We start from the raw sequence: 14,710 nt of genomic DNA, 5'->3' as shown, positions 1-14,710 counted from the left end.
AAACTCAGACCGACGAGCGGCAGCGCGTAATAGAACCAGAAAAGCTGGACCAGCAGCGAGGTGCCGCGAAACACCTCCGTGTAGCACAATGCGACAGTCGAGAGGATTGGTCCGCCCTCGACGCGAAGAATGCCGAAGAAAAAGGCGAGTACCGTGCCAACAACAAGGGCTGCGAGCGTCATCGTCATGGTGACGACGGCGCCTTGCCACAACATCGGCAGGTAGGCGGTCATGTCCATCTGGAGTGTTCCCGAGTTCATGGTAATCGGCGCCCGGTAATGCCCGGGCGCCGGCTGGCGTCATTTTCCGGCGCAGAGATCGGCGACCTTCTTTTCGGCCGCTGCCGCGATACTCTGTTCGGAGAGGCCGTATTTTGCGAGGATTTTCTTGTAGTCGTCGGTCTTGCGGAATTCGACGAGCGCGGCGTTGAAGGCGTCACGCAATTCTTTGTCCTCCGGCCGGAAAGCGAAACCGCCGTAGTTGCGCACAGGCGCATCCTTCACGACAGGATCAACGAAGGGCTTCACCTGCTCGACATTGGCCTGGCCCTTGGCCAGTTCTGACACTGTCAGTTCCGTGGCGGCATAGGCATCGGCGCGGCTCTGGACAGTGGGGATGGCATCTGCATTGGCCGGGATGAAGACGATCTGATCTTCCTTGACGCCGACGGCGCGCAGGAAGTCTACATTGTTGGCGCCAGATACGACGGCGACCTTCAATGCAGGATCCTTGGCAATATCGGCATAGGTGGTCAGCTTTTTAGGATTTCCTTTCTTCACCAGCAGGCCTTCGCCATAGGACGAGTTCGGTTCGGTGAAGGCCACCTGCTTGCAGCGCTCGGGCGAAATGTTCTGTTCGGCGGCTGCGAAATCGAAGCGACGCGCCTTCAGCCCGGGGATCAGCGTGCCGAATGGGGTCACCGTCCAGTTGACCTCCTCGATGCCCATCGATTTCAGAACTGCATTTGCGACATCGGGGCCGATGCCGGCAGAGGTGCCGTCGGGCTGCATGTATGAATAGGGCACTTCATTGGCAGTCGCTGCGCGAATGTAGCCTTGCTTCTTCACCTCCTCGAGGGTGAGTGCGCTGACCGCTGTCACGCTGATGGAAAGAGCAAGGGCGGAAAGCCCGGCGAGTTTTGTGATATTCATGTTCTAACTCCTCTGGTTGGGTTGCGTGGTCCGTTTTCGGATCTCACTTCATTCTTCGGACTAGGTATTCTCCGTGACCGTGGCGATGACGGAAAGGCAGTCGCCGGCCTTGATGAGGCCGGGAACGTGGCGCGCTGCGAGCACGCCACTGATAGAGGCGCGGTATTCGACCGGCGCAAGACCGGTTTTTCCAACAGGGTAGACCCTGGCGATGGTTTCACCTGCCGTGACGGTGTCTCCGAGATCGCGGACGAAGACGACGAGCCCGTCATCTTCGGCAAAGGTGAAGCAATCGTTGGAGGGCATATCCAGCCAGCGGCTCGGCGCCGGCACCGCGGCGCCGGTCAGGATGCCTGCATGGCGCAGCAGGTTGATGGTACCTTTGCGGGCGATGTCGATCGATTTTGCGCTGGCCGTGCCCGCGCCGCCAAGCTCGGTGGTGACAAAGACCCTTCCCAGTTCCTCGGCCGTCGTGTCCAGCATGCCGACGGGGTCAATCTCCAGCATCTTCATCGAATAGGGGGCAGCAAAAGCTGCCACCGCCTCAAAGCACCGGGCTTCCTGTATCTTGTCGGGTAATTCGTGAGCGGCAGCGTAAGGCAGGAAATCAAGCGTCCTGCCGCCTGAATGAAAATCAAGAACGATATCCGCAAGCGGTAACAGATGGCGGGTCACGTAATCGGCGATCTTCTCCGTCACGGAACCGTCCGGACGACCGGGAAAGCTGCGATTGAGGTTCCCGCGGTCGATCGGCGAGGTGCGTGTTCCCGCGCGAAAGGCCGGATAGTTGAGTGCTGGCACGATGATGATACGCCCGCTGACGTCATCTGGATCGAGTGTGTGGGCAAGTTCGAAAAGTGCGGCCGGCCCCTCATATTCGTCGCCGTGATTGGCGCCGGTCAAAAGGGCTGTCGGCCCCTCGCCGTTGGCGATCACGCATATCGGGATCATTACCGACCCCCATGCACTGTCATCGCGGCTGTATGGTAGCCGCAGATGACCGTGCTGCACGCCTTTCTTGTCAAAATCGACCGACGACGTGATAGGTGAGGGGCGTAGCGCGGTGCTTAACATCTCTCAGCCTTTCACGAACAGTTGCCGCGGCACATTGGAGAGGCATTCGACACCCGTTTCGGTAATGGCGATACTCTCGGTGATTTCGAGCCCCATGTCGTCTAGCCACAAACCGGTCATGAAATGGAACGTCATACCGGGCTTCAGCTCCGTGCGGTCGCCGGGGCGCAGGCTCATGGTGCGCTCGCCCCAGTCCGGCGGATAGGAGAGGCCGATGGGATAACCGGTTCGGTTGTCCTTGATGATCCCGTATTTTTTTAGCACCGCGAAAAACCCATTGGCGATATCTTCGCAGGTATTGCCGGGTTTGGCAGCCGCAAGACCGGCCTCCATGCCCTCAAGCGTGGCCTTCTCCGCATCAAGGAACGCCTTCGTCGGCTTGCCGAGAAAGACAGTGCGAGAGAGCGGGCAATGATAACGGCGATAAGCGCCGGCGATTTCAAAGAAGGTGCCTTCGCCCAAGCGCATCGGCTTGTCGTCCCATGTCAGATGCGGCGCAGAAGCATCGGCACCCGACGGGAGCAACGGTACGATCGCGGGATAATCCCCGCCGAATTCCGCAGTGCCACGAATGCCGGCATCGTAGATCTCGGCGACGAGATCGCATTTGCGCATGCCCGGCTCGACTACGTCAACGATACGTTTGTGCATCAGCTCGACGATCTTGCCGGCCTTGCGCATATAGTCGAGTTCGGTCGGGCTTTTGACCGCGCGCTGCCAGTTTACAAGACCGGCGGCATCCTTGAAGCGGGCGTTCGGCAGATGTTTCCGCAAGGATGCAAAGGCAGCAGCCGAGAAATAATAATTGTCCATCTCGACGCCGATCGACAGGCCTGACCAGCCCCGGTCATCGAAGGTCTTCGACAACAGGTCCATCGGATGCCGTTCGGTCGATTGAACGTAGTGGTCAGGATAACCGATGATGTTGTCCTGGGCGAGGTAGGCGGTGCGCTTGGCGCCATTGGCATCCTGCTTGCGGCCATACCAGATCGGCTCGCCTTGCGGCGGAACGAGCACGCATTGGTGGACATAGAAGGACCAGCCGTCATAGCCCGTCAGCCAATGCATGTTGGATGGGTCGGTGACGACAAGCAGGTCGATGCCTGCCTTTTCCATGGCGTCGCGGGTTTTGGACAGGCGCGCGGCATATTCCTCGCGCGTAAAGTTCAGCGTTACGCTCACGCTGCGTCTCCCATTTTCACACTGTTTTCGATGATTTGGCCGCTTCCGCCGTCTTTTGCGCGGGTAAACGCGAGATTGGCGATGGCGGTGTCCTGCACTCCGGTGCCGGTCAGATCGGCAAAGGTGATGTCGCCCCTCGATACGCGACCGCGTGCCTTGCCAGCGATGACAGCACCGAGCTCGGCGAATTCTTGATCCAGCGTGACAGGCCCCGCGGCGATAGCGTGGTGCAATTCACCGAGGATTCGGGTCTGCGAAAGCCGGTCTGCGATATAGCGTGCCCTGCAAAATACGGCCGGATCGATCTCGTTCTTGTGTTCGGCGTCCGATCCCATGGCCGTCAGATGCTGGCCTTCTTCAAGCCAGCCGGCAAACAGTATCGGCTTTTCGGCTGGCGTCGTGGTCACGACGATGTCGGCGCCCCGGACAGCGGTCTGCGGATCGGCCGCGGCGATGACCTCGATACCGTGTTGGCGGGCCAGATCGCCTGCGAGCACCTCGGCCTTTTGATGGTCACGAGCCCAGATGCGTGCGGATTGAATGGGTCGCACCAGTTTCAGCGCATCGAACTGCAGACGGGCTTGCATGCCCGCTCCGAAAATTGCTGCGACGGAAGCATCTTCGCGGGCGAGATGCCGTGCTGCGACCGCCCCGGCTGCGGCGGTACGCACATCAGTGAGGTAGCCGTTATCGAGAAGAAGGGCCTCCACCAGTCCGGTCCTTGCGCTGAAGAGGATCATCAGCCCGTTGAGGCTCGGCAGACCGAGTTTGGGATTGTCGAAGAAGCCGGGGCTGACCTTGATGGCGAAACCATCAAAACCCGGCACATAAGCCGTCTTTACATCCACCTCGCCACGAAACTCTGGTATATCGAGCCGCAAGATCGGCGGCATGGCGACCGCTTCCGTTGCGAGCGCTGCAAAGGCCTGCTCCACGCACTCGACTGCCGACAGGTCGAGCTTCACGACAGCGCGCAGATCTTTTTCGGTTAGGATGGTGATTTGGCTCATGCGGCAGGCCCTTCGATGATCGTCTTGTGAACCGCCGGATCGATATTTCCACCCGACACGATGATCGCGGTTGGGCCGGTGATGTCCACCTTGCCGAAGAGGATCGCCGCGAAACCGACTGCGCCGGCACCCTCGACTGTCAGACCTTCTTCATGCGTCGCATGGCGGATGCCGGCTGCGATCTCTTCCTCGGATACCAGCACGATCTCGTCGAGAAGAGATTGGCAGAGCGCAAATGTGATCCGGTTTTTCAATCCAATCCCCCCTCCCAGCGAATCCGCCAGCGTTTCTTCTTCCTGGATGGTGACGGGCCGCCCGGCAGTGACTGACGCATGCATGGCCGCGCCCCGCTGCATGGAAACGCCGATGACACGTGCCTCCGGCTTCAGCGCCTTCACCGCAACGGCGATACCGCCCGCAAGGCCACCGCCCGATAGAGGAACGAGAATTGTCTCCAGTTCAGGCATGTTTTCGACGGCCTCGAGGCCGATAGTGCCCTGGCCGGCCACGACGTCGGCGTGATCGAAAGGCGGGATAGCGGTCAGGCCTCTGCTTTTGGTCAGGCGCTCCACTTCCTCCTGCGCATCATCCTGTGATCTGCCGACAATCCGGATTTCCGCGCCGAGCGCGCGGATCGCCTCCACCTTGTTTGCCGGCACCAGCGCCGACATGCAGATTGTGGCGGGGATGCCGAGTTTGTCTGCGGCATAGGCCACCGCCCGGCCATGATTGCCCGTCGAGGCGGTGACGAGGCCACGCTGGCGCGTCGTATCGTCCAGCGAGAGAATGGCGTTCATCGCGCCGCGCAGTTTGAAGGCGCCGATGGGCTGAAGGGTTTCAAGTTTGAGATGAACGGGATGACCACAGCGCTCAGAGAGAAAGTCCGAGCGAACCAGCGGTGTGCGCTCCACCTGTCCCGCAAGCCGCGCCGCTGCTCGCTTTATCGCGGCCAGTGAGACTGGAAGCAAGTTGTCGGCGGCGGATATGGACAGGTTTTCGGTCTTCATGATTGTCATGTTGAGAGCGAAATAAAATCATGTCAATTATTATATTGTAATGATTCAATGATTTTCGGCTGGCAACCTCAGCCGATTGACCCGATATCGTAGACCGGCGGCAGTTGCTCGAATGTCTGCCGCACAGTGGTCAAAGCCCTGGCGAGGCTTGCATGATTGAGGCGGCCGCCGAGGCATATGCGAATGCCGCCGCCATGGCTAGGACCGGCAATAAATGGTTCTGACGGAGTTACCGCGACGTTCTGGTTCGTGAGCGCGCGCACCAGGCCGTCCTCCGTCCAGCGCTGGGGAACCTTCAGCCAAGCGCAGAGGGAGAGGGGGTGGGTCGACCCTATATGGTGGCCCAGTATGTCCATGGCGATTTTCTGCCGCGCACGGGCCTCGGTGCGCTGGACATCCAGCAGCAGCCGTGCCGTTCCGTTTTCGACCCAACGGGTAGCGATCTCGGCCGTGAGGTATGTCCCGCTCCAGCTCGACACACGCAGGATGGAGGCGGCGCGGATGGAATAGGCGGGTGGCACGACGAGATAACCGACGCGCAGCCCTGTCAACACTGTCTTGGTGAAGCTGGTGACGAAGAAGCCGAGATCAGGCAGCATTTCGGTGATGGATGGCAGATCATCCTCAATCATCGGACGGTAGACCTCGTCCTCGATGACAAAAATGCCGTACCGCTCGGCAATTGCGGCGATGGCCTGCCTTCGCGCTGCGCCCGACACATGCCCGGTCGGGTTGTTAAGCGTGGGAATGAGCACCAGAGCGCGGACACCTCCGGCTGCGCAGGCGGCCTCCAGCGCTTCGGGCAAAATGCCTTCTTCGTCGGTGGGTAAGCCCTTTAGGCTGAAGCCGAGGATATTAGACAGGCCGATAATGCCGTGGTCGGTCAGGTTTTCACAGAGCACCACGTCATTAGAGCGGATAATGCAGCTCAGAGCGAGAAAAATGCCGTGCGCCGCGCCATTGGTGACAAGAATGCGTTCCGGACCGGCGGTCACGCCCATCATGCCAAGCCATGTTCTGGCCGTTTCGCGATGGCTCTCGAGCCCCGCGACCGGCCGGCAGGGGCGCATGAAGCCAGAATTGTCACCATCGGCCATCTCGCGAAGAATGGCGCGCGAGGCATTTTCATGGTCATCGAGATAAACGCCGCGGATGATGGATAGATCGAGCACCTCGGTTGGGCTGTGATCAAGCATCATGCGACCTGCCCGCTCCGTCACCCGCGTCTTCACGAAGGTTCCACGGCCAATTTCGCCGCTAAGATAACCTAGCCGCTCCGCCTCCTTGTAGGAAAGGCTGACCGTCTGGACAGAAAGGCCGAGTTCGCGGGCCAGATCGCGGTGTGTCGGCATGCGGTCCATCGGCTTCAGAACGCCGGCGTCGATATCAGCAATGATGCGTTCCGTCAGTGCAGAGTGTTTCGTTTCGCCTTTCTGCTTAGCTAGCGTCGGTCGCCATGCCACCGGTCTCGTTGTGGAAACTGGATCTGGGCTGGGTGAATTGGCTTGACGACGCATGAAATTGTCTCGTTTTCGACGAAGGTAATTTCATGACATTATGCATGCTTCTATGAAAAGATGAAGCCTTATGCAGCGCAGACAGCAACTGCGCTGCAGAAAGGCGCAGTTGCTGTCGAAATGAGCAGCATTTGCGACGTTGAAAACTGAAGCTGCCGATCAGATTTTCTCGCCGGCCTGGACCAGATCATCCATGACACTGCGGACAGCGGCTTCAGCGATGGAGATGATCTCGTCGACCTCCTCCCGGGTCGTAACGAGCGGCGGTGCAAAACCGAGAATATCGCCATGCGGCATGGCGCGTGCTATGAGACCGCCGTTGCGCGCTGCCTTGGAAACGCGTGCACCTACCGTGAGTTGAGGGGCAAAACGCGTCTTTTTTTCCCGGTCCGCCACGAATTCGATAGCGGCCATCAGTCCCACGCCACGCACCTCGCCGACGATTGGAAGCTGGGCGAACTTAGCCTTCAGTTGTTCCTGGAAATAGCTGCCAACGGCTCTGGCGTTGCCTGGCAGGTCTTCCTTTTCGACAATGTTGAGCACGGCGTTTGCAGCCGCCGCTCCGATAGGATGGCCGGAATAGGTGTAACCGTGGGAGAAGGCGCCGACGCGATCCGCGCCTTCCTCCATCACCTTGTAGACTTTCTCCCCGACGATAGCGCCGGAAAGCGGGAAATAGGCCGAGGTCAGGCCTTTAGCGACGGTGATCAGATCCGGCTCGATGCCATAATGCTGTGAACCAAACATCGAACCCGTGCGGCCGAAGCCGGTAATAACCTCATCGGCAATCAACAGGACATCGTATTTTTTGAGAACCTCCTGGATAGCCGGCCAGTAACCTTCCGGCGGCGGTGTGATACCGCCCGTTCCGAGCACCGGCTCGGCGATGAATGCACCAATCGTGTCCGGTCCTTCGCGCAGAATAAGCGCGTCCAGCTCTTCCGCGCGCCGCCTTGAAAATTCCAGCTCCGTCTCACCGGCTTCTGCGCCCCAATAGTGATGCGGAACGCCTGTATGCAGGATGCCGGCCCGTGGAAGGTCCATATGGTCGTGATAAAAACTCATGCCGGTCATTGAGCCGGAAACCACGCTGCAGCCGTGATATCCCCGTTCGCGGGAGATGATTTTCTTCTTTTGCGGCTTGCCGCGCAGATTGTTGTAATACCAAACGAGCTTGGCCTGTGTCTCGTTGGCGTCTGACCCTGACATGCCGTAGAAGACCTTGCTCATTTTACCTGGTGCCATTCTGACGAGGCGATCGGAAAGGATGGCCAGCTCATCCGTCGTGTGGGCGGCATAGGAATGATAATAGGCAAGGCGGTAGGCCTGACGTGAAATCGCCTCAGCCACCTCGGTACGTCCATAACCGACATTAACGCAATAAAGACCGGCGAAACCGTCGATCAACTGCTTGCCGTGCGCGTCCTGAATACGGATGCCCTTGCCGGTTTCGACAATGGTGGGCTCGCCGAGTTTGCCGCTGGCAAAATCCTTGAGCTGCGTGAAAGGGTGCAAAACGGCGTTTCGATCCATTTCCGCAATATTCTTGACGTCGATTGTCATAGGCGAGTTCCTTTTCACGCAGCTAAGTTGCCGAAGCAGACATATTTGGGTTCGAGATATTCCATGAGACCATGACGCGAGCCCTCACGACCAAGGCCGGATTGTTTCCAGCCGCCGAAGGGAACGGGCGCGCCGGTAAATTTCGGCGTGTTAACGGCTACCATGCCATATTCCAGTTGATGCGTCAGACGCATCGCCCGGCCGAGATCGTTGGTGTAGAGATAGGCCGCAAGCCCCATCTCCGTCGAGTTGGCGCGCCGCACGACCTCCCGCTCGTCATCGAATGGCAAGATCGCGGCAACCGGACCGAAGGTCTCCTCCCGCGCGATCAGCATGTCGTCTGTGACATCGGCCAGCACGGTTGGGGTGACGAAATTGCCGCCGAGCGGACTATCCTGCCCGCCGCAGATGAGTTGTGCACCCGCAGAGAGCGCCTGCGCGATTTGCTTGCGGCACTTTTCAGCGACGGAGGGGCGTGTCATCGGCCCTATATCGATGCCGGCCTCAAAACCGTGGCCGACCTTCAGTTCGGCGCTTGCCTTGCCGAACTGACTGACGAAGCGGTCATAAATACCTCGCTGGACGTAGATCCGGTTGGCAGCGAGGCAGTCCTGCCCCGATGTTGCGAATTTCGCCCCGATGCAACCTTTTACGGCTTTGGAGACATCGGCGTCGTCGAACAGGATGAAGGGCGCGTGACCTCCAAGTTCCAGCGAGGCTTTCTTGATGGTCGCCGCTGATTGCGCCAGCAAAATACGACCGATTTCAGTGGAGCCGGTAAAGGAAAATGCGCGCACATCGGTGTGTTGCAACAGGCGGTGCGCAAGTGGTGCAGCGTGACCGGTGATGACCTGGAATACGCCGGCGGGCATTTCAGCTTCCTCAGCGAGCTTTGCCAAAGCGAGCGCCGAGAGGGGTGTTTCAGGCGCCGGTTTGACGATCATTGTGCAGCCAGCGGCAAGCGCTGCGCCCGCTTTGCGGGTGATCATAGCAGAGGGAAAGTTCCACGGCGTGATGGCCACGGTGACGCCTAGCGGCTGCATCTGGACCGAGACACGGCTGTCGGGCAAATGGCTCGGTATCGTCTCGCCGTAGGCGCGCTCGCCTTCGCCGGCAAACCAATCAAGGAAATTGGCAGCGTAAGCAATTTCACCAAGCGATTCCGAGAGTGGTTTGCCCTGTTCGGCCGTCATTATGACGGCGAGATCATGCGCGTTGTTGCGCATCAACTTGCCCCATTCACGCAAGATCTGCCCGCGTTCGGTTGGAAGCTTGTCGCGCCATTCTAGAAAGGCATTTTTCGCGGTAGTGACGGCATCATCCGCATCCTCAAGCGAACATGCCGCCACACCGATGAGATCTTCTCCGGTCGCCGGATCAATGACACCGAGCGTTTCATCGCGAGCAGCCCAACTGCCATGGAGAAAAGCGCGTCGCTCGATCAAATCGGGCCGCCGCAGGTTTTTTAATGCAGTGCTTGCAATACTTCTCATATGGAGCTCCCGGTAGATTTACAGGGAGACTAATCAAGCGCATTGAGCGGTTGACTGCGTTAATTATATCGTTCAAGCCGGAATTTCGCTTATTTTAGGTTCCGTACGCAGGATTTGTGCATGCATACTCTCGACAGAGCGGACAAGGCGTTGCTTGAGGCCGTTCAAAAAAACAATCGCCTTACGTCGGAAGAGTTGGCGCAACTCGTCAATCTTTCACCGACCGCATGCCAGCGGCGCCTCAAACGTCTGCGCGAAGATGGCGTCATCGAAGCGGATGTCGCCATCGTGTCGCCGAAGGCCGTTGGGCGCGGCATTACCATGATCGTGCTCGTTTCACTGGAGCGCGAACGCGCCGATATTGTCGATCGCTTCAAGGCGGCCATCCGCGCGACCCGGGAAGTGATGATCGGATACTATGTGACGGGAGATGCCGACTTCATTCTGGTCATCACCGCCAAGGACATGGAGGACTATGAGGCCTTTACCCGGCGGTTCTTTTACGAAAACCACGATATCAAGGGCTTCAAGACCATGGTCGTCATGGACCGGGTAAAGGCCGGTTTTTCCTTTCCGATCGATGTTTGACGACTTGCGGTTCACAGATCTCGCCACCAGATGTCCGGGGTGGTTGAAAAGGCTGATGAATGTTTCCTGAGACCTCTCTACCCATCTAGACCTCGCGGCTAACCGTTCGCCGTTTTGAGTCTACGGATTTCGACGCCTATGCCACGTATCACAGGCGCGGCGATGTCTATCGTTTCCTGTACGCCTCGCGGAAAATTGACCCTGGTTGGGACAGGTTAACACGCTGGTCAATTTGCCGTTTCTTCGGCGTGGCAGGGGGCAGACTCCCGCGCCATGGAGGTGGTGGCATTCCAACGGTGTAAACAGGAAACAACTGCTTGGGATCGTTTTGAGGGCGGACTGATTTCGGCGCTACGCGATTGTTGAAGGCCTTGGCTCCTGCATTCGGTTTGGAGAAACCAATCGCCGCCACCGGAGTCGTTGTCCTGCTTATTTCTCATCGGTGCATTCTTGGAGTTTGCTTCGGCTGGATCCAAAAAGGTTGCGGAATGGTCACACCCTTTCTTTCGAGCGCAGGTTTTCCGTAAATTGCAACCGCTAAAGTTGTTGCGATGACGTGTCGGGATGTTATCTCTGCGTCAGGTTGAATCATTGAGGGGACGAGGGATGAAAAAGTTGGGGGCGATTTTGCTGATGGCTCTTTTGAGCGCATGTGCAAAGCCATCTGACGGACCGACCGCAGGCAACATCAGGTCTGCGACCCTGCCTCGAACCAACGAGAAAATTCCCGTCATCGAGCTGGCTAATGCATCGGCAACCACCGTTTCTGCTGGAAGCACGCAGAACGCCTCCGGGCCCGGCCTTAGCGCGCTTCGCAACACCGGTTACAACGCCCAGAGATTGCGGCGCGGCGACGTTATCGACATTACCGTGCTGGATACGGGAGAAGACGGACTTTTCTCCCCGACGCAGAGCAAGACGCTTAATCTCGGCCGCTTTACAGTGGATCAGAGCGGCTCGGTGAATATTCCTTTTGTTGGCAAACAGAGGGTTGTTGATTCCACACCGGAAGGGCTGCAATCGCAGGTCGTTGCCGGCCTCAAGGGGTCGGCCGTGAACCCGCAGGCCGTCGTTACTGTCGTCGATAAGCCGACGAGCGCCGTCATGCTCAGCGGTGCGGTGAAAAATCCCGGAAAAATCGTGCTCACTGCCCGGCAGGAGCGGGTGCTTGATGCACTCAATCAAGCAGGTGGCCCTACTGTCGCTGCGGGCGCGGCCACGGTCACTGTCGTTCGCGGCTCGCAAAGGGCCAGCGCGCCTCTTGACCGCGTCATGCGGGAAGACCGTCAGAACATCCGCCTGTCACCGGATGATCAGATCATGGTCGATGGCGACGCGGCGAGCTACACCGCACTCGGCGCTTTCAAGAGTGCCGGTGAATTCCAGTTCGAGGCCGGAAAGCTGACCCTGGCGCAGGCCGTCGGCCGCGCCGGTGGCTTGCTGGATGACCGCGCAGACGCGCGCAATGTCTATGTCTTCCGCAATGAGATTGTTCAGGTTCCCGCCGCAAGGGTACCGGGCGCGAAAGGCCCGGTCGCGACGGCCACAACCATGCGGCCCGTGATCTATCACGTCAACATGCGCGACGCTTCCAGCATCGCCCTCATGCAGCTCTTCCAGATGCAGAAGGGTGATGTGCTTTATGCAAGCAACGCGCCGCTGGTGGATTCGGCCAAGCTGCTGACCGTGTTCCAGAAGAGTGTGCCGACTGCGGCGGCGCCGCTTCCCGGCGGCGGCAACTGATCAATGAGGCGCTACAGAAGCTGTAAAGCCTCCATTGCCGATTGTGGGCGCAGAGCGGGATCATAATGGCAACAGGCCTGCGCAAAATCTGCGAGTCCTTGCCGTGACTGCGCCTTATCCGTCTCGATTAGCCGCCGGGCGAGCCTTCCCACGGCATATATGTCCTGATCCGGTTTTGCAGGTGCGCCTTGCATCTGTTCCGGCGGCGCAAATTCAGCCGAGGCCGCAAAACGTAGGCCCTGTTCCGCGTGTTTCTGGCCAATCTGCAGGGCGATGCCGAAGTCGCCCAGTCTTGCCGTTTCGAACTTGCCGTCCGACAGCAGAATATTGGCGGGCGTGACGTCGCAGTGCACATATCCAAATGCATGCACTGCACTCAGGGCTTGCAGCACGCGGCGAAGGATCACGATCGCCTGCGAGGCGGCAATCGGTTGCGCAGATATGATCGATGCCAGTGAGTGCGCAAACCATGGCTGCAACAGCCCCGGCCGACCATCCGGCAACCGCAGAAGGGCGGATGTTTCCACAATGCAGGGATGGCGCAGCGCGAGCCCGATCTCGGCCTCGTCCCATAAGCGTTGCAGCAAAACGGTGTCGTCCCTGCGGGCAGGCGGCACGGTTTTAAGCGCGTGCAGCGAGCCGAGATCGCGGTGGCGCAATTGGAGCAAAAGTGTCGTCTCGCTCTGGTAAGCTGTGACATTCACAGCAAAGCTGTCCGCAATCCAGTCCGGTTTTTCGCCGGAAATATCTGGTAATTTTCGATCCAGTGCATTTCGGATCTGGTTGATCAGGTCTTGCTGCTCCTGATAGCTTCTTTCGCGCGTGCCCTCATGGCGGATGCTTCGCCATAGATCGGAAAAACGTGCGGCTACCTCCGAATAGGCAGGTTCATTGTTCACGCCGGTTTCCAATCACAATAGCGCTTATATTCTCGCGGGCGTTTTCGATCAGCGCTTCCTGGACCAGGGCATTGGCGCAATCCTTGACCGGGGTGTTGAAGACGATCTCGGCAATGGCGCGTTCCCGGAGGATCTGCACCAGCGGGTAACTGCACAACAGGACCCTGTCCTGCAAACCCCACTCCTCGAAAACGATGTCCGGCCGGAACTGCTGGGAAAGCCCGACACATTGCGAAAGTTGCTTTCTCATGCCGACAACGACGTGATCGCGCGAAAGCGGGTGCATGGTGCCGTTTTTCAGGAGATAGGCGCGCGCATCACCGGACCATAGGACGCTCAGCCTGCGGCCGATGATCGAGGCGATGACAACGCTGGCCATCGGCCTGACATCGGCACCGGTCGTCTGGCGGGAGAGGAGCAGGCTGTTGATGGTGCCGAGCTTTCCCCTGATCTGTTGCGCCATCATCTCCGGGTTTTCGACATCTGGCGTTTCCGCAAGAATATTCGTGGCGAGACGGGCGGCCTCTGCGGCGCTGTGTGAATCACCTTGTCCATCTGCTATGGCGAAGAGGGACGGTGTCTGGGAAACGAATAGAGCGTCCGCATTCAAGGAAAGCCGCGTTCCAGGGTGTGTGGCATAGCTGTAGGTCACAGATGACGGCTGTTCCGCTGCCGGCGCAGGCGCAGGCGCCACGGGCGGCATTTGCTGTTTTGTTGCCTCCTGCGCCGTTGCTGGAATTGGCGCTGGCGTTGAACGGACCTCTTCGCCTTTGCCCGGCATGTCGCTAAAGAGACGCAGGAAATCGGAGGCTTTGGGTTTGCCGTCAAATTTTAGGCCGCGGGCACGACGGCTGACGGGATCGATATACCACCAGAGGCTCGTCGGCATACGGCCGCGCACCATCTCCGGCACATCATCCTCTTCCCGCGGCTTTGGCAGACGTAGTTTTTTGATCGAAGTAATAAACCGGGAGATGTCGAAATCGCCGGTCATCGATGTCTCCGCCAGCGCCTCCGCGGCCATGAACCAGGTGTCGTCGAGATAGAGGCTTCGTGGATGTTCGCGGAAGCCATTGAGCTGCGCGATGATGGCGAGCGGATATTTGCGTCCCACCCGGTCAGAACTCGGCATCATTACACCGACATAGGCGCAGTTTCCCCATATGCCGCGCTCGATGATGAAGCGTATGGGTGGCGACGAAGAGAATATTTCGGACCATCGGCCCATAAACATATCCGCACAGGCGTGCATGCCGGATCGCATCCAGCCGTCAAAGGTACCGATCAATTCCCGCTCGAGCCCATCGGAGATGAAATCGCCATGGCTCGGGACCTTGCCGAAGAAACCGATGCGATCGCTTTCCGTCGCTGCTTGCGTGGACCTTGATGCCTGATCGGCCATCAGTTGCGATGACCCGCTGTCGTTATCGTGCCTGCCTTCATTCTAATCCCCTCCTTTGAAACATCAGCATTC

The 14,710-nt window shown here is 58.8% G+C and carries 13 protein-coding genes; 2 read left to right on the top strand and 11 right to left on the bottom strand.

Features of this window, described 5'->3' with window-relative positions:
* From T18_RS27660 to T18_RS12520, 9 genes are all read right to left on the bottom strand, one after another.
* Positions 1–239 (bottom strand): ABC transporter permease subunit (locus T18_RS27660; protein WP_323455218.1); only part of this gene is annotated, 239 nt, incomplete at its 3' end.
* A 60-nt stretch (positions 240–299) separates the two neighbouring features.
* Positions 300–1,151 (bottom strand): ectoine/hydroxyectoine ABC transporter substrate-binding protein EhuB, encoded by an 852-nt coding sequence (ehuB, locus tag T18_RS12555; RefSeq protein WP_038495536.1) that lies wholly within the window; start codon positions 1,149–1,151, stop codon positions 300–302.
* 60 nt (positions 1,152–1,211) lie between these two features.
* Positions 1,212–2,225 (bottom strand): N(2)-acetyl-L-2,4-diaminobutanoate deacetylase DoeB, encoded by a 1,014-nt coding sequence (gene doeB / locus T18_RS12550; RefSeq protein WP_038495539.1) that lies wholly within the window; start codon positions 2,223–2,225, stop codon positions 1,212–1,214.
* Between the two features lie 3 nt (positions 2,226–2,228).
* Positions 2,229–3,407 carry an ectoine hydrolase DoeA gene (gene doeA, locus T18_RS12545; protein WP_038495542.1) on the bottom strand — a complete coding sequence of 393 codons (1,179 nt, stop codon included), beginning with the start codon at positions 3,405–3,407 and terminating at the stop codon, positions 2,229–2,231.
* Positions 3,404–4,417, bottom strand: coding sequence for an ectoine utilization protein EutC (gene eutC / locus T18_RS12540; protein WP_038495546.1), 1,014 nt, complete (start codon positions 4,415–4,417; stop codon positions 3,404–3,406). The genes doeA and eutC overlap by 4 nt, the downstream gene beginning before the upstream one ends.
* Complete coding sequence (gene eutB, locus T18_RS12535; RefSeq protein WP_038495549.1) at positions 4,414–5,433, bottom strand: hydroxyectoine utilization dehydratase EutB; 1,020 nt, start codon at positions 5,431–5,433, stop codon at positions 4,414–4,416. The genes eutC and eutB overlap by 4 nt, the downstream gene beginning before the upstream one ends.
* 68 nt (positions 5,434–5,501) lie before the next feature.
* Complete coding sequence (locus tag T18_RS12530; protein WP_038495552.1) at positions 5,502–6,950, bottom strand: PLP-dependent aminotransferase family protein; 1,449 nt, start codon at positions 6,948–6,950, stop codon at positions 5,502–5,504.
* A 159-nt stretch (positions 6,951–7,109) separates the two neighbouring features.
* Positions 7,110–8,513 (bottom strand): aspartate aminotransferase family protein, encoded by a 1,404-nt coding sequence (locus T18_RS12525; RefSeq protein WP_038495555.1) that lies wholly within the window; start codon positions 8,511–8,513, stop codon positions 7,110–7,112.
* A 14-nt stretch (positions 8,514–8,527) separates the two neighbouring features.
* Positions 8,528–10,006, bottom strand: a complete 1,479-nt coding sequence (locus T18_RS12520) for an NAD-dependent succinate-semialdehyde dehydrogenase (protein WP_038495558.1) — start codon at positions 10,004–10,006, stop codon at positions 8,528–8,530.
* Between the two features lie 120 nt (positions 10,007–10,126).
* On the opposite strand from T18_RS12520, the gene T18_RS12515 reads away from it, so the two are divergent.
* Positions 10,127–10,594, top strand: coding sequence for an Lrp/AsnC family transcriptional regulator (locus T18_RS12515; RefSeq protein WP_004431461.1), 468 nt, complete (start codon positions 10,127–10,129; stop codon positions 10,592–10,594).
* A 606-nt stretch (positions 10,595–11,200) separates the two neighbouring features.
* Entirely contained in the window at positions 11,201–12,337 is a 1,137-nt protein-coding gene (locus T18_RS12510; protein ID WP_004431465.1) for a polysaccharide biosynthesis/export family protein, read from the top strand.
* Positions 12,338–12,348: 11 nt separating this feature from the next.
* Here T18_RS12510 and T18_RS12505 read toward each other — a convergent pair whose 3' ends face one another.
* Together T18_RS12505 and tagF are read right to left on the bottom strand one after the other, a co-directional pair.
* The gene (locus T18_RS12505) at positions 12,349–13,236 is read right to left on the bottom strand and encodes a protein kinase domain-containing protein (RefSeq protein ID WP_038495960.1); all 888 of its coding nucleotides are present in this window, start codon (positions 13,234–13,236) and stop codon (positions 12,349–12,351) included.
* Positions 13,226–14,638, bottom strand: a complete 1,413-nt coding sequence (gene tagF, locus T18_RS12500; RefSeq protein WP_004431467.1) for a type VI secretion system-associated protein TagF — start codon at positions 14,636–14,638, stop codon at positions 13,226–13,228. Before tagF ends, T18_RS12505 begins: the two co-directional genes overlap by 11 nt.
* Positions 14,639–14,710 lie beyond the last annotated feature (72 nt).

Origin of the sequence: Rhizobium sp. TBD182, from assembly GCF_001950375.1 — a bacterium.
GTDB classification, from domain to species: domain Bacteria; phylum Pseudomonadota; class Alphaproteobacteria; order Rhizobiales; family Rhizobiaceae; genus Agrobacterium; species Agrobacterium tumefaciens.
Note: the sequence above shows the minus strand (reverse complement) of the source record. Positions and strands in the feature narration are given on the sequence as shown.